At 62.1% G+C, this 20,801-nt stretch carries 23 protein-coding genes; 16 read left to right on the forward strand and 7 right to left on the reverse strand.

The genetic code is table 11. The features are described 5' to 3' along the window. The first annotated feature begins 181 nt into the window (after window positions 1-181). Together pnuC and QF045_RS16925 are read left to right on the forward strand one after the other, a co-directional pair. On the forward strand, window positions 182-745 hold the full coding sequence (gene pnuC, locus QF045_RS16920) for a nicotinamide riboside transporter PnuC (RefSeq protein ID WP_306493226.1): 564 nt from the start codon (window positions 182-184) through the stop codon (window positions 743-745). Beyond that, window positions 742-1,278 carry an AAA family ATPase gene (locus QF045_RS16925; RefSeq protein WP_306494913.1) on the forward strand — a complete coding sequence of 179 codons (537 nt, stop codon included), beginning with the start codon at window positions 742-744 and terminating at the stop codon, window positions 1,276-1,278. The genes pnuC and QF045_RS16925 overlap by 4 nt, the downstream gene beginning before the upstream one ends. Here the strand turns inward: QF045_RS16925 and QF045_RS16930 are convergent. Continuing rightward, window positions 1,275-2,069 carry an exodeoxyribonuclease III gene (locus QF045_RS16930; protein WP_306493227.1) on the reverse strand — a complete coding sequence of 265 codons (795 nt, stop codon included), beginning with the start codon at window positions 2,067-2,069 and terminating at the stop codon, window positions 1,275-1,277. The two genes, QF045_RS16925 and QF045_RS16930, sit on opposite strands and share 4 nt — an antisense overlap. Window positions 2,070-2,312: 243 nt before the next feature. Next, window positions 2,313-4,037 (reverse strand): gamma-glutamyltransferase, encoded by a 1,725-nt coding sequence (gene ggt, locus QF045_RS16935; RefSeq protein WP_306493228.1) that lies wholly within the window; start codon window positions 4,035-4,037, stop codon window positions 2,313-2,315. A 192-nt stretch (window positions 4,038-4,229) separates the two neighbouring features. On the opposite strand from ggt, the gene QF045_RS16940 reads away from it, so the two are divergent. Next, window positions 4,230-5,375, forward strand: coding sequence for a MalY/PatB family protein (locus QF045_RS16940; RefSeq protein WP_306493229.1), 1,146 nt, complete (start codon window positions 4,230-4,232; stop codon window positions 5,373-5,375). Between the two features lie 51 nt (window positions 5,376-5,426). On the opposite strand, the gene QF045_RS16945 is transcribed toward QF045_RS16940, so the two are convergent. Further along, on the reverse strand, window positions 5,427-5,642 hold the full coding sequence (locus tag QF045_RS16945) for a molybdopterin-binding protein (RefSeq protein ID WP_003173733.1): 216 nt from the start codon (window positions 5,640-5,642) through the stop codon (window positions 5,427-5,429). 320 nt (window positions 5,643-5,962) lie between these two features. Between QF045_RS16945 and QF045_RS16950 the strand changes: the two genes are divergently transcribed. The 8 genes from QF045_RS16950 (at window position 5,963) to QF045_RS16985 (ending at window position 13,507) form a co-directional block, all read left to right on the forward strand. Beyond that, the gene (locus QF045_RS16950; RefSeq protein ID WP_306493230.1) at window positions 5,963-6,919 is read left to right on the forward strand and encodes an aliphatic sulfonate ABC transporter substrate-binding protein; all 957 of its coding nucleotides are present in this window, start codon (window positions 5,963-5,965) and stop codon (window positions 6,917-6,919) included. 10 nt (window positions 6,920-6,929) lie between these two features. Further along, window positions 6,930-7,751 (forward strand): ABC transporter permease, encoded by an 822-nt coding sequence (locus QF045_RS16955; RefSeq protein ID WP_306493231.1) that lies wholly within the window; start codon window positions 6,930-6,932, stop codon window positions 7,749-7,751. Further along, the gene (locus tag QF045_RS16960) at window positions 7,748-8,464 is read left to right on the forward strand and encodes an ABC transporter ATP-binding protein (RefSeq protein WP_306493232.1); all 717 of its coding nucleotides are present in this window, start codon (window positions 7,748-7,750) and stop codon (window positions 8,462-8,464) included. The genes QF045_RS16955 and QF045_RS16960 overlap by 4 nt, the downstream gene beginning before the upstream one ends. A 227-nt stretch (window positions 8,465-8,691) precedes the next feature. Next, window positions 8,692-9,942: a ribonucleotide-diphosphate reductase subunit beta gene (locus QF045_RS16965; protein WP_306493233.1), complete on the forward strand. Its 1,251-nt coding sequence runs from the start codon at window positions 8,692-8,694 to the stop codon at window positions 9,940-9,942. 89 nt (window positions 9,943-10,031) lie between these two features. Then, the gene (locus tag QF045_RS16970; RefSeq protein ID WP_306493234.1) at window positions 10,032-10,520 is read left to right on the forward strand and encodes a DUF1289 domain-containing protein; all 489 of its coding nucleotides are present in this window, start codon (window positions 10,032-10,034) and stop codon (window positions 10,518-10,520) included. 49 nt (window positions 10,521-10,569) lie between these two features. Further along, window positions 10,570-11,490: a class I SAM-dependent methyltransferase gene (locus QF045_RS16975; RefSeq protein WP_306493235.1), complete on the forward strand. Its 921-nt coding sequence runs from the start codon at window positions 10,570-10,572 to the stop codon at window positions 11,488-11,490. A gap of 148 nt (window positions 11,491-11,638) precedes the next feature. After that, a complete protein-coding gene (gene pcsA / locus QF045_RS16980) occupies window positions 11,639-12,355 on the forward strand; it encodes a phosphatidylcholine synthase (RefSeq protein WP_124386890.1) in 717 nt (238 codons plus the stop codon). Window positions 12,356-12,727: 372 nt separating this feature from the next. After that, on the forward strand, window positions 12,728-13,507 hold the full coding sequence (locus tag QF045_RS16985; protein WP_306493236.1) for a TSUP family transporter: 780 nt from the start codon (window positions 12,728-12,730) through the stop codon (window positions 13,505-13,507). Here QF045_RS16985 and nudC read toward each other — a convergent pair. Together nudC and QF045_RS16995 are read right to left on the reverse strand one after the other, a co-directional pair. Continuing rightward, window positions 13,475-14,308, reverse strand: coding sequence for an NAD(+) diphosphatase (gene nudC / locus QF045_RS16990; RefSeq protein WP_306493237.1), 834 nt, complete (start codon window positions 14,306-14,308; stop codon window positions 13,475-13,477). The two genes, QF045_RS16985 and nudC, sit on opposite strands and share 33 nt — an antisense overlap. A 5-nt stretch (window positions 14,309-14,313) precedes the next feature. Next, window positions 14,314-15,126 (reverse strand): crotonase/enoyl-CoA hydratase family protein, encoded by an 813-nt coding sequence (locus QF045_RS16995; protein ID WP_306493238.1) that lies wholly within the window; start codon window positions 15,124-15,126, stop codon window positions 14,314-14,316. Window positions 15,127-15,310: 184 nt separating this feature from the next. Here QF045_RS16995 and QF045_RS17000 point away from each other — a divergent pair, with 184 nt between their 5' ends. The 3 genes from QF045_RS17000 (at window position 15,311) to QF045_RS17010 (ending at window position 17,639) form a co-directional block, all read left to right on the forward strand. Then, entirely contained in the window at window positions 15,311-15,865 is a 555-nt protein-coding gene (locus tag QF045_RS17000; RefSeq protein WP_306493239.1) for a UPF0149 family protein, read from the forward strand. Between the two features lie 91 nt (window positions 15,866-15,956). Continuing rightward, a complete protein-coding gene (gene aroA, locus QF045_RS17005) occupies window positions 15,957-17,213 on the forward strand; it encodes a 3-phosphoshikimate 1-carboxyvinyltransferase (protein ID WP_306493240.1) in 1,257 nt (418 codons plus the stop codon). A gap of 36 nt (window positions 17,214-17,249) precedes the next feature. Then, window positions 17,250-17,639 carry a hypothetical protein gene (locus QF045_RS17010; RefSeq protein WP_306493241.1) on the forward strand — a complete coding sequence of 130 codons (390 nt, stop codon included), beginning with the start codon at window positions 17,250-17,252 and terminating at the stop codon, window positions 17,637-17,639. Window position 17,640: 1 nt separating this feature from the next. Here QF045_RS17010 and QF045_RS17015 read toward each other — a convergent pair whose 3' ends face one another. After that, the gene (locus QF045_RS17015; protein ID WP_306493242.1) at window positions 17,641-18,240 is read right to left on the reverse strand and encodes an NAD(P)H-dependent oxidoreductase; all 600 of its coding nucleotides are present in this window, start codon (window positions 18,238-18,240) and stop codon (window positions 17,641-17,643) included. 72 nt (window positions 18,241-18,312) lie between these two features. Between QF045_RS17015 and QF045_RS17020 the strand changes: the two genes are divergently transcribed. Continuing rightward, a complete protein-coding gene (locus tag QF045_RS17020; protein WP_306493243.1) occupies window positions 18,313-18,972 on the forward strand; it encodes a TetR/AcrR family transcriptional regulator in 660 nt (219 codons plus the stop codon). An 82-nt stretch (window positions 18,973-19,054) separates the two neighbouring features. On the opposite strand, the gene QF045_RS17025 is transcribed toward QF045_RS17020, so the two are convergent. Continuing rightward, window positions 19,055-19,726 (reverse strand): GNAT family N-acetyltransferase, encoded by a 672-nt coding sequence (locus tag QF045_RS17025; protein ID WP_306493244.1) that lies wholly within the window; start codon window positions 19,724-19,726, stop codon window positions 19,055-19,057. 174 nt (window positions 19,727-19,900) lie between these two features. Here QF045_RS17025 and QF045_RS17030 point away from each other — a divergent pair, with 174 nt between their 5' ends. Beyond that, window positions 19,901-20,752: a CAP domain-containing protein gene (locus QF045_RS17030; RefSeq protein WP_306493245.1), complete on the forward strand. Its 852-nt coding sequence runs from the start codon at window positions 19,901-19,903 to the stop codon at window positions 20,750-20,752. Window positions 20,753-20,801: the final 49 nt, after the last annotated feature.

The raw sequence follows: 20,801 nt of genomic DNA on the forward strand, positions 1-20,801 counted from the left end.
TCAGCAAGCAGCCATTTCGTGAACAATGAAGATCCCCTGTGGGAGGGGGCTTGCCCCCGATAGCAATGGGTCAATCACCACCAATAGCGACTGACACCCAGCCTTCGGGAACACTGCTGTTTGAGGATGGATGGCCTGTAGGTACAATCACCGCCCTCTTCCACTCTCCCAAGGAACCGCCATGTCCGGGCTTGAATTGTTCGCCGCCGCCTTGGGGGTGATCGCTGTCTGGCTGACGGTCAAGCAAAACCCCTGGTGCTGGCCCATCGGCCTGGTAATGGTGCTGCTCTACACCTGGGTGTTCTTCGACGTGAAACTCTATTCCGACATGCTGCTGCAGGTGGTCTACGCCGTGCTGCAACTCTACGGCTGGTGGCAATGGACCCGTGCCGGCGCGGTCAAGCAGGGCAGGCAGGTCAGCAGCCTGGGCTGGCCGGCGATCATGACCAGCCTGGCCGTCGGCGCAGTGTTCAGCCTGTTGCTCGGCGCTGCCATGGCCCACTGGACCGACGCCGCCCAGCCCTGGCTTGACGCGGCCCTCACCGGCTTCAGCCTGGTGGCGCAGTTGTGGATGGCGCAAAAACGCCTGCAGTGCTGGCCGCTGTGGATCTTGGTGGATGTGATTTTCGTCGGGCTGTTTCTCTACAAAGGCCTCTACCTCACCGCCGCGCTCTATGCCCTGTTTACCGTAATTGCCGTGCAAGGCTGGCGTGAATGGCGCGCCGACCCGGCGTTACGCGCATGAAGGTGGTGGTACTGGCGGGCCCTGAATCCAGCGGTAAGAGCTGGCTGGCGGCCGAACTTCACGCGCATTTTGGCGGATTGATGGTGGGTGAATACGTGCGCTATTTCATCGACCATCATCAGCGCGACACCTGCCTGGCGGACATCCCGGCGATCGCCCAGGGCCAGTTGGCCTGGGAAGACGCCGCCCGCGCCGCGCAGCCTGAAGTGCTGATCCTCGACACCCACCTGCTGACCAACCAGCTCTGGAGCCAGACCCTGTTTGGCGACTGCCCCGGCTGGCTCGACCGCGAGCTGCTGGCGCGCCACTACGACCTGCACCTGCTGCTGTCGCCGGAAGACGTGGAATGGAGCGCCGACGGCCAGCGCTGCCAACCGCAACTGACGGACCGCCGGGCGTTCTTTCAGGCCAGCCTGGATTGGATGCACGCGCATCGTCAGCCTGTGGTGGTAATCCGGGGCGACTGGCAGGCGCGCCGTGATGCCGCGTTTGCCGCCGTCGAGCGCCTGCTCGCGCCTGCGCCAGCCGGTTAACGCTTCTTGCGCGTACCGAGCTGTATCCAGGTCGGCGCGTGGTCGCTGGCATGCGCCTCGTTGCGCACCCAGGCGTCGACACCCGCGTCCTTGAGATAGGGCTTGAGCGCGGGGTTGAGCAACAGGTGGTCGATGCGCAGGCCGGAATTCTTCTGCCAATGCTGGCGAAAATAGTCCCAGAACGTGTACACCCGCTCTTCGGGGTACAGATGACGCAATGAATCGGTCCAGCCCTGTTCGAGCAAGCGTTGATAGCAGGCGCGACTCTCGGGCCGCAGCAACGCATCCTTGAGCCAGGAGCGCGGGTTATAGATATCCAGGTCGGTGGGCACCACATTGAAATCCCCGGCCAGCAACACCGGATGATCACTGGCTTGCCACGCCTGGGCGTAGTCGATCAGGCGTTCGAACCAGGCCAGTTTGTAGTCGAATTTCGGCCCCGGTTGCGGGTTGCCATTGGGCAGGTACAGGCAGCCGACCAACACGCCATGCACGGCCGCTTCGATGTAGCGGCTTTGCTCGTCGCTGTCGTCACCGGGCAGGCCGCGCCGGCTTTCCAGCGGTTGCGCATCCTTGGCGAGAATCGCCACACCGTTCCACGAGGCTTGGCCCAGGCAGATCGCGCCGTAGCCGGCCGCTTCAAAATCAGCATAGGGAAACAGGCTTTCCGGCGCCTTGAGTTCTTGCAGGCAGACGATATCCGGCTGCTCCCGCGCCAGCCATTGCAACAGGTTGGGCAGGCGGGCACGCAGGCCGTTGACATTGAAGGTGGCGATTTTCAGCGCTTTCATTGGGCAGGGTCCTTTCGGGGCTCTTGGGGTAGAGCTTGAAAGGCGCGTGGATGTTCCATCCAGACACAGGCCTTGTGTGGAAGGGAGCAAGGCCAGATGCCTGTAGGAGCGAGCTTGCGCGCGAAGAACCCAGCCCCCCGCGTGCATCCAGAATGAACGCATTGTCTGGATGTTTTTCGCGAGCAAGCTCGCTCCTACAGGTATCAGGGCAAGCACCCTTCCACAATTGCCGTGAATCAGGCCTTAGTAGCCCAACGACAGCCCAGTGTTGCGTCGCGGATCATTCGCACCATAGAAGCGGTTGTTGCCCACCGGCTTGCCACCCAGCGCCGGGGCGCCTACCAGGATGGCGGCCAGGTGGTTGGCGTCCTGGGGACCTGCAAACTTGTGGCCCCAGCTTTCGAGGATCTTCTGGGTGTCGGGGCTGACCGCGAAGGTCTCAAGGTTCGTGGTGTCAGGCATCCATTGCTGATGGAAACGCGGCGCGTCCACAGCCTCCTGGATATTCATCTTGTAGTCGATGACATTGAGGATGGTCAGCAAGGTTGCGGTGATGATGCGACTGCCGCCCGGCGTACCCACCACCATCACCGCCTTGCCATCCTTGGTGACGATGGTCGGGCTCATCGATGACAGCGGCGCCTTGCCCGGTGCGATGGCATTGGCTTCACCCTGGACCAGGCCATACATGTTCGGCACGCCGACCTTGACGGTGAAGTCGTCCATTTCATCGTTGAGGATGACCCCGGTCTTGCTCGCCATCACGCCCGCACCAAACCAGTCATTGAGGGTGTAGGTGACCGAAACGGCGTTGCCCCAGGTGTCGACGATGGAATAGTGCGTGGTGTTATTGCCTTCATGGGGCGACACGCCCGGCTTGATCGCCTGGGAATCCCCGGCCTTGTGTGGCTCGATGGCGTCGCGCAGCTTTGCCGCGTAGTTTTTATCCAGCAGATGCGCGATCGGGTTCTTCACGAAATCCGGGTCGCCGAGGTAGCTGTTGCGGTCCACATAGGCGTGACGCATCGCTTCGATCTGGTAGTGCAGGCCCTGGGCCGAGTGATAGCCCAGGTCCGCCATCGGGTAGCCTTCGAGGATGTTCATGATCTGGCAGATCACCACGCCACCGGAGCTTGGCGGCGGCGCCGAGACCACATGGTAGCCGCGGTAATCGCACTCGATGGGCGCCAATTCGCGGGTCTTGTATTTGTCCAGGTCAGCCTGGGTGATCAGGCCCTTGCCGGCCTGACTGGAATCCACCAATGCCTTGGCGACCCAGCCTTTATAGAAACCGTCGCTGCCCTTGGCGGAAATCTCCTTGAGGGTCTTGGCCAGGTCTTTCTGCACCAGCGTCTGGCCGACCTGCATCGGTTGGCCGTTGTGCAGGAAAATCCCGCGCAGGTCCTGGTCTTTTTCAAACTCACCGGTGGCGGTGTGCAGCAGGTCGATATCGCCCTGCTCCAGGGCAAAGCCGTGTTCGGCCAGCTTGATTGCCGGCGCAATCACTTGGGCACGCTTGAGGGTGCCGTACTTGCTCAGGGCCAACTCCATGCCGGAGACCGTGCCGGGCACCCCGACCGCCAGATGGCCCTTGGCGCTCAGGCCTTCGACGACATTGCCGTCCTTGTCCAGGTACATATCGGCCGTGGCCGCCAACGGGGCTTTTTCGCGGAAGTCGAGGAAGGTCTTGCGCCCGTCCGCCAGTTGCACGGTCATGAACCCACCGCCCCCCAGGTTGCCCGCCGCCGGGTACACCACGGCCAGCGCATAACCCACGGCCACTGCCGCATCCACCGCATTGCCGCCGGCCTTGAGCACGTCCACGCCGACCTGTGTCGCCAGATGCTGGGCGGTGACCACCATGCCGTTTTCACCGGCCACCGGGGCCTGGGAAGCGGCGTGTACGCCACTGACCGTCAACACCAAGGCAGTGGCAATCAGGGTGCGGCTGAAGGGTTGGTATTTCATCCGTGGCTACTCTATTTATGGGGATGCACCAAAATAGCCCTTCGCGGATTCGATCCCCAGCGAGGTGGCGTTTTTATTACAGAACTTGTCGGTCATGGAACGGTTGCCGGAGGCAATCAGCGCTGGCCTATAAATTTTATGGCGCTAGAATCAACGCCACTCTTCATCCGCCGCCCTGATACGAGCCCCTTCATGAGCTTTGATTTCGACACGATCCACCCACGCCTCGGCACCGGCAGCACCAAGTGGAGCCGCTACCCGCAAGACGTTTTGCCGATGTGGATCGCCGACATGGACATCGCCGCACCGCCTGCGGTGCTGCAGGCCTTGCGTGAACGCCTCGATCAACAGATTCTGGGCTACAGCGTGGCCGGCCCGGACGTGCGCGAAGCCATCATCGCCGACCTGTGGGCCAAGTACGCCTGGCGCGTACAGCCTGAAGAGTTGCTGTTCCTGCCCGGTGTCGAACCGGGCTTCAACATGGCCCTGCACGCCTTTGTGCAACCGGGCCAGCCGGTGGTATTGCAAACCCCCAACTACCGGCCGATTCGCCTGGCACCCGCTCACTGGAACCTGCCGCGCATTGAACTGCCGTTCGAGTTGATCGAGGGTGAGTACCGCACGCCCCTGCCGGCGCTGCGCCAGGCGCTGACCGGCGCCGGTGCGCTGCTGTTGAGCAACCCCCACAATCCTATCGGCAAGGTCTTCCCTCGCGCGGAACTGCTGGCCGTGGCCAACGCCTGCCTGGAAAGCGGCGCACTGATCATCTCCGATGAAATCCACGCCGAGCTGTGCTTTGACGGCCGTCGTCATATCCCCACCGCCAGCCTTAGCGATGCGATTGCCCAGCGCACCATCACCCTGATGTCGGCGAGCAAGGCCTACAACGTGGCTGGCCTGAAGACCTGTTTCGCCGTGGTGCAGAATGCCGAGATGCGCGAGCGCTTCAACCAGGCCCGTTGCGGCATGGTCGACAGCGTCAGCCCGTTGGGCCTGGAAGCTACCCGCGCCGCCTACAGTCAATGCGGCGAATGGCTCGACGCGCTGGTGCAGTACCTGCAAGCCAACCGTGACTACCTGCTCGATGCCGTGCAGACCCGCCTGCCCGGCGTGGTGATGCATGCGCCACAGGGTACTTTCCTGGCCTGGCTGGACTGCAGCGCCCTGGGCCTGGATGACCCACAACAGTTCTTCCTGGAACAGGCCAAGGTCGGCTTGAGCGCCGGCATTGAGTTTGGTGATGACAGCCAACAGTTCGTGCGCCTGAACTTCGGCTGTCCACGGGCGATGCTCGAAGAAGGCCTGCAGCGCATGGAGCGAGCCCTGCGCCAGCGGTGACCTGTGGCATCTGCGGGTGCCGGCTGGCCGGCGCCTGCTTTGTGCGCGCAGTTAAAGCTTGGCGATAGACACTTCGGTGGACTTCACAAAGGCGATCACTTCACTGCCCACTTTCAACTCCAGGTCACGCACCGAGCGGGTGGTGATCACCGAAGTGACGATGCCGGACGCGGTCTGCACATCGATTTCCGAGACCACTTCCCCCAGCAGGATTTCCTTGATCACGCCCTTGAACTGATTGCGCACGTTGATCGCTTTGATGGTCATGTCGGCTTTCCTTTTGGCTGTTGAGTCAATCCGCACGAATGCGCAGGCACTCAAAGTGCGCCATCCGGAAGAACAACAAAAGGAATATATAACTCTTTATTTATTCCATACAGGAATATGAAAACTGTTGCTCTAGCAACAGTACTTCAACACATTGCACCGTTGCACCACAGCTTCCAGCCAGTACCCGCCCATAAATACGTGGCAACACAGATGGCACAGAGACTGCATATTCCTTAAAAGCATGAAGGAGCATGCCGAATAATTTTCTGAATATAAGAAAAGTCTCTCTAAACGCCTCACGTGCCTGGAGCTGTTCCATGAAACCCTTCGCCAAACGCTTACTCGGCGCATGCGCCCTCGCCCTGTGCCTGCAACCGCTGGCCCAGGCCGCCGAAACCGATCCTGCGCAGGTCAATCTCGACTACGCGTACTACTCGCCGGTCAGCCTGGTGCTCAAGCACTTCGGTTGGCTCGAACAAGCCTTGCCGCATTCCAAAGTGGGCTGGGTATTGAGCCAGGGCAGCAACCGTTCGCTGGAATACCTCAACAGCGGCGGCGTGGATTTCGCCTCTTCCGCCAGCCTGTCCGCCGTGCTGAGCCGGGCCAATGGCAGTCCGATCAAATCGGTGTATGTGTACAGCCGCGCCGAATGGACGGCCTTGGTGGTACGCAAGGATTCGCCCTTCAAGAGCGTCACGGACCTCAAAGGCAAGAAAATCGCCGCCACCAAAGGCACCGACCCGTACCTGTTCACCCTGCGCAGCCTGCAACAGGCCGGGCTGAAAAAGGACGACGTGGAACTGGTGCACCTGCAACATCCGGATGGCCGCACCGCGCTGGAAAAAGGTGACGTCGACGCCTGGGCCGGCCTCGACCCGCATATGGCCGCCAGCGAAATCCAGGCCGGCTCGCGCCTGCTGTACCGCAACAAGGACTTCAACAGCTACGGCGTGATCAGCGTCACCGAGCAGTTCGCCAAGGCGCACCCACAGACCATCACCACGGTACTGGGCGCCTATGAAAAGGCCCGCGATTGGGCAGTCAAGCACCCGGATGAGTTCGCCAAACTGCTCGCCGACGAATCCGGCCTGCCGTTGGAAGTGGCCAGGCTGCAGTTGTCGCGTACCGACTTGAGCACACCGTTTTTGAACAGCAAGGATGTGCTGTCATCCAAGGCCGCCGCGCCGATCCTGGTGTCCGAAGAGCTGGTGCGCAAGGGCGTGGACGTGGACCAGGTGATCGACCAGTTGCTCGACACCTCGTTCGGCCAGTAAGGAGCGCCTGATGACCAGCAAAACCCAAGCCTTGCCCCTTGCCGCGCCACCGGTGATCAAGCGCAGTGCCTGGCCGCGCCGGCTCAAGGGCCTGGTGGTGCCGGTACTGATTCTGCTGGTGCTGGAGGCGGTTGTGCGCGTGGGCTGGCTGCCGTCGTATCAGATGCCGGCGCCCAGCGAGATCGCTGTGACCCTGGCGGACCTGGCCGAGGGCGCGCTGTGGAAACACATCAGCGCCAGCCTGGTGCGGGTGCTGCTGGGCTTTGCCATTGGCGCCAGCCTGGCGCTGGTGTTTGCCGCCTGGGTGGGCTTGAGCCGCGAGGCTGAGGCCTATCTGGAACCGACCTTCGCCGGGCTGCGCTCGATCCCGAGCCTGGCCTGGGTGCCGTTGTTGCTGTTGTGGTTGGGCATCGACGAGACCTCGAAGATCGTGCTGATCGCAATTGGCGCGTTCTTCCCGGTCTACCTCAACGGCGTCGCGGCCATCCGCGACATCGACCGCAAGCTGGTGGAGGTCGGGCAAATGTATGGCTTCAGTCGGCGGCGCCTGGTGCGGCGCATCCTGTTGCCGGCGGCCCTGCCCGGCCTGTTTACCGGGTTGCGCAGCGGCCTGAGCCTGGCCTGGATGTTTCTGGTGGCGGCCGAGTTGATCGCGGCCACCAAAGGCTTGGGTTACCTGCTCAGCGATGGGCGAGAGACTTCGCGGCCGGATATCGTGCTGGCGGCGATCATCGTGCTGGCGCTGCTCGGCAAGGTCAGCGACGGCCTGCTCGCAGCGCTGGAAAAGCGCTGCCTGGCCTGGCGCGACACGTTCCAGGGGGCAGGACAATGAGCGCGCAACCCCTGTTGGACATTCACGTGGCGCGTAAAAGCTTCGCCGGCAGCACCGTGCTCAATGAGGTGCGCCTGGCCTTGCAGCCGCGCGAAGCCGTGAGCCTGCTGGGGCCCAGCGGGTGCGGCAAAAGCACCTTGTTGCGCATCGTCGCCGGATTGGACACCGACTACCAGGGCGAACTGCGCAGCCCCGACGGCGAAGTCGCCTTCGTGTTCCAGGAACCGCGGTTGATGCCGTGGCTCACGGTGGAGCAAAACATCGGGTTCAGCGCGGACAATCACTACGACAAGGCCTGGGTCACGCAATTGATCGAAGAAGTCGGCCTCAAGGGTTTTGCCCAGGCGCTGCCCAAGGCGTTGTCCGGCGGCATGGCGCAACGGGTCGCCATTGCCCGGGGCCTGTATTCACGCCCGCAGGTGCTGCTGCTGGATGAACCGTTCAGCGCCGTGGATGCGTTCACGCGCATGAAGCTGCAGGACTTGCTGCTGCAACTGGCCGACCACCATGCCATCGCCCTGCTGCTGGTGACCCATGATGTGGACGAGGCGCTGTACCTCAGTGACCGGGTGCTGGTGATGGACAACCGGCCCAGCAGTATCCGCCAGGCGCTGGCGGTGGAGCTGGCACACCCGAGGGACCGACGCGATCCGTTGCTGGCTCAACTCAAGGCGCTGTGCTTGACCGAGCTGCAACGCGCCCACGTCATCTGAGCAGTCCCTCCTGTCGGTCAACGTACAGGCTCCGACTTGTGCGTTGACCATCGGCATCACACACCATATAGTGTGCCCACAAACAGATCCCACCACTACATAGTGTGCAGTATCGGTATTTACCGACCACACTATGAGCGGTATTTCAATGCCTTGAAGCCTGCAAACCGCATATTTTTTTGGACGGTTGCACACGCCGTCAGAACAGACCAGAAGGGAGTATTTCAATGCTGAGTTGGGATGAAGTCGACAGCGAAGACAGCACTGCGCCAGTCGTCAAAGGCGCCAACGCCGGCCACGCCAGCGAAGCCAACATGGACCGCCTCGACGGTGCCGGCGCCGCCGCCGCCGTTGAAGCCCGCGCCGTCACCGCCAACGACTCCGCCGCCATCGTGCGCGCCAAGGCCGCCCTGGACAAACTCGACGTCGCCGAAGGCCTCGCCGAGCTCGAAGGCGCCTCCGCCCGCGTCGCCGTTGACGAAAAGCGCATGATCAACTGCCGCGCCGACCTCAACCAACTCGTGCCTTTCAAGTACGACTGGGCCTGGCAGAAATACCTCGACGGTTGCGCCAACCACTGGATGCCGCAAGAGGTCAACATGACCGCCGACATCGCCCTGTGGAAAAACCCCGAAGGCCTGACCGACGACGAACGCCGCATCGTCATGCGCAACCTCGGCTTCTTCTCCACCGCCGACTCGCTGGTGGCCAACAACCTGGTGCTGGCCGTGTACCGCCTGATCACCAACCCGGAGTGCCGCCAGTACATCCTGCGCCAGGCCTTCGAAGAAGCGATCCACACCCACGCCTACCAGTACTGCATCGAATCGCTGGCCATGGATGAAGGCGAAATCTTCAACATGTACCACGAGATTCCATCGGTCGCGAAGAAAGCCGCCTGGGGTCTGAAATACACCCGTTCGATCTCCGATCCGAAGTTCGAAACCGGCACCGTCGACACCGACAAGGAACTGCTGCGCAACCTGGTCGCCTACTACTGCGTCCTGGAAGGCATCTTCTTCTATTGCGGCTTCACCCAGATCCTGTCCATGGGCCGCCGCAACAAAATGACCGGCGTGGCCGAGCAGTTCCAGTACATCCTGCGCGACGAGTCGATGCACCTGAACTTCGGTATCGACGTGATCAACCAGATCAAGATCGAAAACCCGCATTTGTGGGATGCCGAGATGAAGGAAGAAGCGACCCAGATGATCCTGCAAGGGACCCAGTTGGAAATCGAATACGCTCGCGACACCATGCCACGCGGCGTGTTGGGCATGAACGCGGCGATGATGGAGGACTACCTCAAGTTCATCGCTAACCGTCGTCTGTCGCAGATTGGCTTGAAGGAAGAGTATCCAGGTACGACTAACCCGTTCCCTTGGATGAGCGAGATCATGGACTTGAAGAAAGAGAAGAATTTCTTTGAGACTCGGGTGATCGAGTACCAGACCGGTGGCGCGCTGAGCTGGGATTGATTCAACAGCACAGATCCAAAATGTGGGAGGGGGCAAGCCCCCTCCCACATTGGAAACGCGGTGTTCCATCAACTTGCAAATTGCCCTCTATGCCCAACCAAACCATCAAGACGCCCTGTGTAGGCCTGTGTTCCACCGTCTACGGTGACCTGGTCTGCCGGGGCTGCAAGCGCTATCACCACGAAGTGATCCAGTGGAACGGCTACAACGCTGAAGAAAAACAGGCGGTGTGGCTGCGCCTGGAGCAGTTGCTGGTGCAGGTGATGGCCAGCAAGCTGGAAGTGTTCGACGCGCAGCGTCTGCGCCATCAACTGGAAGACCGCAAGATTCGCTTCATGCCGCACCAATCGCCGTATTGCTGGGCCTACCAGCTGATTGCCCGGGGGGCTCGGGTGATGTCCAAGCTGGACGCCTACGGGCTGGCGTTGCTGCCGGAGTTTCGCGACCGCAACCTTGCGGACTTGCGCGATGCGATTGACCGGGAGTTTTTCCTGCTGTCCGAGGCGCATTACGAGCGCTACATTGCGCCGGTATTCATGCGAGAGTCTTTTGGCCCCGCGCTGATCGCCACGCTCTGACGCACAATTGTGTTTAAAATGCCGCCCGCTCAACGACTGACGCTCAACGATGACCCCAGACGCACTCGCCACCCTGCACGCCCATCTGCTCACCGCCCTGGCCAGCGCTCCCGCTGAAACCCGGCGCCTGTTTCACGGCCGCGGCCGCTGCTGGCCGGGCCTGGAGCAGTTGACGGTGGACTGGCTGCAAGGCGTGGTGCTGGTGGCGCTATTCAAGGAAACCGAGCATCTTGAGGCCTTGAAGCAGCAGCTATTGCAGATCGACTGGGCCGGCTTCGGCGCCCATACCGTCGCGCTGCAACACCGCTACCTGCCGCAAAGCACCACCGAGTGGCTGCTGGGCGACGCCATCGACGATCTGACTATCACCGAAGGCGGCCTGCGTTACCTGATCGACCTGGGTAAAAAGCAGAACAGCGGCCTGTTCCTCGACATGCGCTACGGCCGCAACTGGGTGCGCGAGCAAGCCAGGGGCCAGCGTGTGCTGAACCTGTTTGCCTACACCTGTGGCTTTTCGGTCGCCGCTATCGAAGGCGGTGCCGACCATGTGGTGAACCTGGACATGGCGCGTGGCGCCCTGAGCCGTGGGCGTGACAATCATCGCTTGAACGGTCATGACTTGAGCAGGGTGACCTTTCTGGGCCACGACCTGTTCAAGTCCTGGGCCAAAGTCACCAACAGCGGCCCCTATGACCTGGTGATCATCGACCCGCCCTCCTTCCAGAAAGGCAGTTTCCTGCTGACCAAGGATTACCAGCGCGTCCTGCGCCGCCTGCCGGATTTGCTCACGTCCCAGGGCACCGTACTGGCGTGCATGAACGATCCGGCCTTTGGCGAAGACTTCCTGATCGACGGCGTCACCCGCGAAGCACCGGGCCTGCGCTTCGTCGAACGCCTGGAAAACCCGCCGGAATTCCCTGATATCGACGCGCAAAGTGGCTTGAAGGCCCTGGTGTTTCGCCAGGGCTGATGCCGAAACGTCCTACGCTTGCTACGCTAAGCCATACGCCGGGCGGTGAACCTTATCCCCGCCTTCCCGGTCGATACCTGCATTCCCCGGCCAGACTCGACGGCGTTACGTTGTCGGCTGCCCCGTTTGACCCTTTGGAGAACCGCCCGTGATATCGACCCTGCATGTAGCCAGAATCAAAGCCTGGGGCGCCCACGGCTTTACCGCCACCGGTGTGGTACTGGCATTCCTGGCCACCCTGGCGCTGCTGGAGAACTCACCCAAGGCCTGCCTGCTGTGGCTGGGCCTGGCACTGGTGGTGGACGGCGTCGACGGCTCCCTGGCGCGACGGGTCAACGTCAGCACGGTGTTGCCCAGCTTTGACGGCTCGGTACTGGACCTGGTGATCGATTACCTCACCTACGTGTTCATTCCCGCACTGTTTATCTACCGCTACATCGACCTGCCGGAATTTACCCACCTGTTTGCGGTGTCGGTGATCCTGGTGTCGTCGCTGTTCTGCTTCTGCAACGTCAACATGAAGAGCAAGGACAACTATTTCGTCGGCTTCCCGGCGGCGTGGAACGTGGTGGCTTTGTGCGTATACATCATCCAGCCTGACGCGTGGATCACCTTGCTGACCGTGATCGGCCTGGCGCTCCTGACCGTGACGCCGATGAAGTTTCTGCACCCGTTCCGGGTCAAGCGGTTCATGCCGATCAACATCGCGGTGACCACGATCTGGTTGCTGTGCAGCTTCCTGATGGTGGTGGATTACCCGAACACCAACCCATGGACCTTCGGGCTGTGGTCGCTGATGTCGGCGTACTTTCTGGGGATCTGCATCTGGCGCACGGCGCTGGAGTGGATGGGCACCCACAAATAGCCAGACAAACACGGTTAAACCTGTGGGAGGGGGGCTTGCCCCCGATAGCGGTGTGTCAGTAACCCTTAAGCTGACTGACCCACCGCCATCGGGAGCAAGCCCCCTCCCACAGTTGGATCTGCGTACATCCGGCAGGTCTGCATCGGCACTGCGGTGGATGGGCACCCACAAATAGCCAGACAAACACGGTTAAACCTGTGGGAGGGGGCTTGCTCCCGATGACGGTGGGTCAGCAACACTTGAGCTGACTGACCCACCGCTATCGGAAGCAAGCCCCCTCCCACATTGGGCTGTGCTCACTCATTTGGTTTTGCGTACATTGGACAGGTAAGATGGCGAGCTTGTGTGCCCACCCAACAATAAGCCCTGCCCATGCCCTTCGAACTCAGCGTTGACCTGACCACCCTCGCCATTCTCGCCGTCGTGGCGTTTATCGCCGGTTTCATCGACGCCATCGCCGGCGGCGGTGGCCTGCTCACCACCCCTGCCCTGTTGACCGCCGGCATGCCGCCCCACCTGGTGCTGGGCACCAACAAACTCAGCTCCACCTTTGGCTCAGCCACCGCCAGCTTCACCTTCTACCGGCGCAAGCTGTTCCACCCGCGCCAGTGGGTGCATGCCATCGTCGGTACGCTGATCGGCGCGCTGACCGGTGCCGTGGTTGCGCATTATTTGCCCGCCGAGACTTTGAACAAGATGCTGCCCGTGATCGTGTTCGCCTGCGGAATTTATCTATTGTTCGGCGGCACGCCCAAGACGCCGCTGGACGCCGAGGCGCCGATCAAGAAGAAATGGCAGGCCACCCAGGGCTTCGGCCTGGGTTTCTACGACGGCGTGGCCGGGCCTGGCACCGGCGCGTTCTGGACCGTGAGCACCATGCTGCTGCACCCGATCGATCTGGTGAAGGCAAGCGGCGTGGCGCGCAGCATGAATTTTGTCAGCAACGCGGCGGCGCTGACGGTGTTTATCATCAACGGCTCAGTGGACTGGGTGGTCGGCCTGGCGATGGGGATCTCGGTGATGGGGGGCGCATTCTTCGGCGCACGCAGCGCAATCAGCGGCGGCGCCAAGTTCATTCGGCCAGTGTTCATCACCGTGGTACTCGGTTTGACGGTGCGTTTAGCCTGGCAGCACTGGTTCAGCGTGGCCTAGGCGACGGGCCACATAGAGGTCGATCAGGTACCGCGCAATCGAGCGGGATGCCGGCAACGGCGGCAGGTCGTGGATGCTGAACCACTGCGCGTCTTCGATCTCGTCGGCCTGGGGCACGATATCGCCACCAGCATATTCGGCATGAAAGCCCAGCATCATCGAATGGGGGAACGGCCAGCACTGGCTGCCCATGTACTGCAGGTTCTTCACCTCTACCTGCACTTCCTCGCGCACTTCGCGGATCAGGCAGTCTTCGGCCGACTCACCCGGCTCGGCAAAGCCGGCCAGGGTGCTGTAGACCCCGCTGACAAACCGTGGCGAACGTGCCAGCAGAATCTCATCGCCACGGGTCACCAGCACGATCATGCTCGGCGAAATCCGAGGATAGCTGCGCAGGTCGCACGCCTGGCAGTACATCGCCCGCTCCCGTGGCACCTGCACCATGGCCTGGCCGCAACTGCCGCAGAACCGGTGCTCGCACGCCCAGGTGCCAATTTGTGCGGCGTAGCCCAGCACTTTGTACAGGGTATGATCGCCTTGCAGCATAAAGCCGCGCAGGCCTTGCCAACTACAACCCGGCACTTCGCCTGCACCGTCGACTTCGAGCAGGTACACCGGCTCGCCATCGAGGTGCCCGATGCCGTGTTCGGCAAACACTGAAAGGTCCTGGCGCTTGAGCCATTCCCGAGGGAACAGCGGCCCGTTGTCATCATGCAAAAAGCCATCGCGGCTGCGGGCAACCGCCCAACCGCCGGTGGCGTCGTTGTCCAGCAGCGTTGTGGTAATCCAGCCTGAGGTCATATCGATCAATCCACGAATTCGGGAGCCTGTTTGCTCATATGGGCCGCGATGGCCACGCGCAAGTCGTTGGATTGCAACATAGCCGAGTTCCAGGTGGCAACGTATTCCAGGCCATCATTGATGGTGTGGTCGCGCATATAACTGATCATGGCCTTGGTGCCGGTCACGGCAATCGGCGACTTGGCGGCGATTTCATGGGCAATGGCCATGACGCCGGCCAACAGGCTGGCCTGGTCGGCAAACACCCGATTGACCAGGCCGATGCTGCGCGCTTCTTCAGCACCGAACTGACGCCCTGTATAGGCCAGTTCACGCAACATCCCATCGCCGACGATGCGCGGCAGGCGCTGCAGGGTGCCGACGTCAGCAGCCATGCCAATGTCGATTTCCTTGATCGAGAACTGCGCGTCCTCGGCGGCGTAGCGCATGTCACAGGCGCTGATCAGGTCAATCGCGCCGCCGATGCAATAGCCCTGGATCGCCGCCAGAACCGGCTTGCGGCAGTTGTCGACCGCATTGAACGAGGCTTGCAGTTCGAGGATCTTGCGCCGCAGCAGGCGCGCATTGCGGCCCACGTCCTTGCCTAGCTCAGTGGCCACCGAGGCCAGCAGCATCAAGTCGATGCCGGAGGAAAAGTGCTTGCCGGCACCGCTGAGCACCACCGCGCGCACGGCATCGGTGTCGTCGACCCACTGGAAGATGTCGATGATTTCGCTCCAGAACGCCGCGTTCATCGCGTTGATCTTTTCCGGACGATTGATCTGCACATGGGCAACGTTGCCGCTGAGTTCGACGACGAAAGCTTGGTATTCGGACATGGCAGTGATCCCTGACTGGCGAGTGATGAGGCCCGAACTATAACAAGGGTCAGCGACGGCGCATCGGCCAAAAGCGGGACTCACGGCCGGGATGGAAAAGACGCTGGATAAAAGCCGGCACACACGCCATCCTTCGCCCTTTAAGCCGCCTGACTCGCGGCGTTCGACGTTTAAAGGATCTGCCATGCACGCCCAGCCCCTCACCATCGCCGAGTTCGAACTGATCGAAGAAACCCTGCTCCAGTACGGCGACGACCATTCGGTGCTCAACGTCGCCGAACTCGACGGCTACTTCACCGCGCTGGTGTCCAGCCCGACGCAGGTGGACATCGCCGAGTGGTTCCCGGCCATCTGGGGCGGGCAGAACCCGGCCTGGGAAAGCGCTGAGGAGGCCGGGGCGTTCCTGGACCTGTGCGTGCGCCACCTGAACACCCTGGCGGCGCAACTGGCCGGTGACGCCATGAGTTTCACGCCGCGCTTCGATGAGAAAGAACACCAGGGCCAAGCCGTAACCCTCGCGGAAGAATGGTGTTTCGGCTACATCCGTGGCGCCGCCATCGGCAACTGGCCGCCGTTGCCCGCGGAACTGGCCACTCAGTTCGAGAAAATCTCCTGGTGCGCCGAGCAGGATAACTTCGAATTGCCGGCAGACCTGGATGTGCCGGCCCATCAGCAACGGGTCAGCGAAATCGAACCGGCGGCGCGGGCGCTGCATGATTACTGGCTGAGCAAGCGCTAAATCTCGACAAGCACCGCACCTTTGGTCGATTATTCGGGTCCGCCCCGTCGGCCACTCCACGCCACCTCGCCTTGATCAGGAGCCTTGTCCCTTGAGTTCGCAGAAAACCGTGACCGTTACACCGCCCAACTTTCCTCTCAATGGCAAGGTCGCGCCTCCCGGCTCCAAATCCATTACCAACCGCGCCCTGCTGCTGGCGGCCCTGGCCAAGGGCACCAGCCGCTTGAGCGGCGCGCTCAAGAGCGACGACACCCGTCATATGTCAGTAGCCCTGCGGCAGATGGGCGTGACCATCGACGAGCCGGACGACACCACCTTCGTGGTCACCGGCCAAGGCAAACTGCGATTGCCGGCGCAGCCGCTGTTCCTCGGCAATGCCGGCACCGCCATGCGCTTTCTCACCGCCGCCGTGGCCACCGTGCAGGGCACCGTGGTGCTGGACGGCGACGATTACATGCAAAAGCGCCCGATCGGGCCGCTGCTCGCCACCCTTGGCCAGAATGGCATCCGGGTCGACAGCCCGACCGGCTGCCCACCGGTGACCGTGCACGGCGTGGGCAAGGTCCAGGCCAAGCGTTTCGAGATCGATGGCGGCTTGTCCAGCCAGTACGTCTCGGCGCTGCTGATGCTCGCGGCATGCGGCGAGGCTCCAATTGAAGTCGCCTTGACCGGCAAGGACATCGGCGCCCGTGGCTATGTAGACCTGACGCTCGACTGCATGCGCGCCTTCGGCGCCCAAGTGCAAGCCGTCGACGACACCACCTGGCGCGTGGCCCCCACCGGTTACACCGCCCATGATTACCTGATCGAACCCGATGCCTCCGCAGCCACCTACCTGTGGGCCGCGGAGGTATTGACCGGGGGCCGCATCGACATCGGTGTCGCCGCCCAGGACTTCACCCAGCCGGACGCCAAGGCCCAGGCGGTGATCGCCCAGTTCCCGAACATGCAGGCCACGGTGGTGGGCTCGCAGATGCAGGACGCCATTCCGACCCTGGCGGTGCTCGCCGCCTTCAACAATACCCCGGTGCGTTTCACTGAACTGGCCAACCTGCGGGTCAAGGAATGTGACCGCGTGCAGGCGTTGCACGACGGCCTCAACGAAATCCGTCCGGGCCTGGCGACCATCGAGGGCGACGATCTGCTGGTGGCGGCCGACCCGGCGCTGGCCGGCACGGCGTGCAACGCATTGATCGATACCCACGCCGACCACCGCATCGCCATGTGCTTTGCCCTGGCCGGGCTGAAGATCTCGGGCATCCGCATTCAAGACCCGGATTGCGTGGCCAAGACGTACCCGGGGTACTGGAAGGCCCTGGGCAGCCTCGGCGTCACGCTCAGCTATTAACTAAGGCACCAGCGCCGGTTACGGGAGGGCATGCACATGACCATTCGCCAACCCTGCCCGCCCGGCGTGTGTGATTGCGAGCGTGAACGATTGCTGGAGGCGCCCGGCGCCGACCTGCGCATTCTCAACCTGACACGCCAGGAAGAAAAACGCCTGCTCGAGCGCCTGGAAAACCTCAAGAGCCTGCAGGACCTGGAGCATATGCAGCAGCGGATGTACGACCAACTGGGCATCCGCCTGCATATTGCGCCGGGCCACACCGAGGTCAAGAGCATGCGCGGCATCCAGATCGTCATCGACGAATTTCCCGGTCTTTGTCGCAAGACCCGCCAGTCGATTCCGGCGGCGATCCGGCGTGGCCTGGAGAAACAACCGGAGATTGCCTACCGCTTGCTGGATGCCCACGACCTGTTTCGCGACGCTTGACTCATCCTGCAACCGTCTCGCGCTCGAACAGGCCCTGCCCCACCGCCCTGGCCCTGTGCAGATGCGTCTGGGCAGTCTCGCTTTCCGACTCCAGCAACAGCTCTGAGGTCAGCACCTGCGCTCCGCAGTAGTCAAAGATCCCGTAATCGATCTGCGTGCGCATGGCCGTGGCATAACCGTGCCGGTCAAAGGCGCCCGCATCGGCGCCGCCCAAGGCCAGCAGATGCACCTTGAGGTGCCGCAACTTCTTGGTCACCGGCGTATCAGGGCCGTAATCGATTGCCCAGCCGTTGACGAAAACGCGGTCGATCCAGCCCTTGAGCAGCGCCGGCATCGACCACCAGTAGATCGGAAACACCAATACCAAGGCATCGGCGCGCTCGATGCGTGCCTGTTCGGCCAGCACATCCGCTGGCGGCGTTTCGCGGTTTCGGTGTACGCAGTGATCGGCGGCGGTGTAGCGTGGGTCGAAGCCTTCGGCCGCAAGGTCCGCAAGTTCAAACGTGTGACCGCAGGCGTCCAGGCCGGCGCCGACGTGCTCGGCCACGCTGCGGGTAAGGGATTGCGGGTCGTGATGAGCCACAACGATGAGTGCATGCATGACATTGACTCCTTTTAGGCTTAAGCTACTTTTAGTAAGTTAACGCCTTTAAGTTACTTTTGGTATATAAGCATGTCAAGCGAACAATCCCCTGCCCCACGTCGGCGCCTTTCCCGCGAGGAACGCCTGCAACAATTATTGGAGACAGCCTGGCAACTGGTGCGCGAAGAAGGCACCGACGCCCTGACCCTGGGCCGCCTGGCGGAGCTGGCCGGGGTAACGAAACCGGTGGTCTACGATCATTTCGTCACCCGTTCGGGCTTGTTGGCTGCGCTGTATGAAGACTTTGACGGGCGCCAGAACCAAGTGTTTGTCGACGCCATCGAAGCCAGTAGCGCGACGCTTGAAGCGCGCGCGTGGGTGATCGCTGAGTCCTATGTGGATTGCGTGTTGCTGCAGGGGCGTGAGATCCCGGGGGTGACGGCGGCACTCAGTGGCTCGCCGGAGCTGGAAGCGCTCAAGCGCAAGTACGAAGCGATTTTCCTCGACAAATGCCGCGATGCCCTTGCGCCGTTCGCATTGGGTGGCAGGCTTTCCCAGGCGGGACTGCGCGCCATGCTGGGGGCGGCCGAGGCCTTGTCTCACGCAGCAGCCAGCGAGGAAATCAGCCGCGAAGAAGCCCAGCAGGAGTTGCTGGAAACCATCCTGGCGATGGTCAAGCGCGGCGAGTCGATGTGTAGGAGCGAGCTTGCTCGCGAAGAAACTCAGGCCCCCCGCGCCTATCCAGAATGAACGCGTTGCCTGGGCGTTTTTCGCGAGCAAGCTCGCTCCTACAGGCATTAGGGCTTTCCCTCTCCCACAGTGTCACCGGTTCTCAGGCCAAGCGTGCGTCTACAAAGCGCTGCACCTTGCGGGTCAGTTGATCCAGATGCCGGTCGCGCTGTTTTTCGGCGTCCACCATCGCCCGCTTACCGTGCTTTTGCAGCAGGTAGGTATGAATCTGCCGCACTTCCAACGAGCTGTAGATAGCCGCGACGTCCAGCACACCCATCAAGCCATCGGTGCCGTAGTCCCGCGTATTCATCAGCACCTGGGTGCCGCGCGCGCCACGTACCTTGAAGCCCATGGCTTCGAACGCCCGAACCTTCTCCACCGAGCATGCCAGCTCCGCATGGGGATAGCGCGCGAGCACGTCGCCCAGCATCGCCCGGGCCACGCCCTGGCGCCTGAACCCCGCGTGCACGGCCATGAACGCCACGCCACAGGCTTGGGGGTCATCCTTCACCGGCAGATACAGGCAGAAGCCAACCACCGTCTCGTCCTGCATCGCCACCACCAGCTCAACGGCGATGCCCTTCGATCCGTTCAGTGCCTCCAGGTACAGGTGCACCTCATAACCGATGGCGTACTGGTAAATGTTGTAGAGCAGATTACTGGGCGCCAACGCCACGCTGCTGATGTCGGTGAGGTTGTCGACCACCATTTGCAGGATCTGGCTGTTGACCGGTTCGGGGCACGGCGTGGTGTAGCGGGTAAGGCTGTACATGCACATTCCTGGTTTTCTACGTCAAGGCAGCAGCGATTGTACCTGTTGCGCGCCGTGTAACCGGGTTCTCACCAGCCCACACCCTACAATCGCGCAAAAAAGTTCGGACCAACGGGTGCATGCATGCACCTGGATCGCGCATCATGGGCACTTTCAAGCTCAAGGGTAACGTCCATGCGCGTTCTGTCATTGATGATGGGTCTTACGACGCTGGCCGCCAGTACGGTGTTCTGCGCCAGCGCGATGGCGAATGAAGAAAGTCAGTTGGTACAACAGATCAACCAATACCGCAGCCAGGTTCAGCGCTGCGGCGACCAGGGTTCCCAAGAATTGCCGCCGCTGAGCAATGATGCACGGCTGGTGCTGCCGGCCTCCAATGCGGGGGATTTGCAGCAGTCGCTCGCGCGGGCCGCGTACCCCATGGTCAACGTGCAGGCTATCAGCCTGTCCGGGCCCAAGGATGCCGAGGCCGCCATGAAAGCGGTGCGTGAAAGCTTCTGTCGCGTGGTACTGGATCCGCAGTTCGTCGATATCGGCGTCAGCAACAGCGGCCAGGACTGGCGCATCGTGCTCGCCCGCCCGCTGCTGACCAGCGGCCTGGGCGACTGGCAGACCGAAGGCCGCAAACTGCTCGACCTGATCAACGCCGCCCGCGCCCAGCAGCGCCAGTGCGGCACCGAAGCGTTCACGGCGACCACGCCACTGTCGTGGAACGACGACCTGGCCGGTGCCGCCAACAGCCATACCCGCAACATGGCCAACGGCAACTTTTTCGATCACCTGGACCACGACGGGCGCACCCCCGGCGACCGCGCCGAGCTGGCCGGGTACATCGCCAAGAACATCGGCGAGAACATCGCCGCCGGCCTCGATACCCCGCGCAAGGTACTCGACGGTTGGCTCGCCAGCCCCGGCCACTGCGCCAACCTGATGAACCCGCAATTTCGTGAGCTGGGCGCGGCCTACGCGATGGACCCCAAGAGCGATGCGGGCATCTATTGGACGGGGCTCTTCGGCACACAATAAAGGTGGGCGCCGGCCCAGGCCGGCAGCCCCTCGTCCCGCCAAATGAACG

The sequence above is a fragment of the Pseudomonas sp. W4I3 genome, assembly GCF_030816195.1.
Classification (GTDB): Bacteria; Pseudomonadota; Gammaproteobacteria; order Pseudomonadales; family Pseudomonadaceae; genus Aquipseudomonas.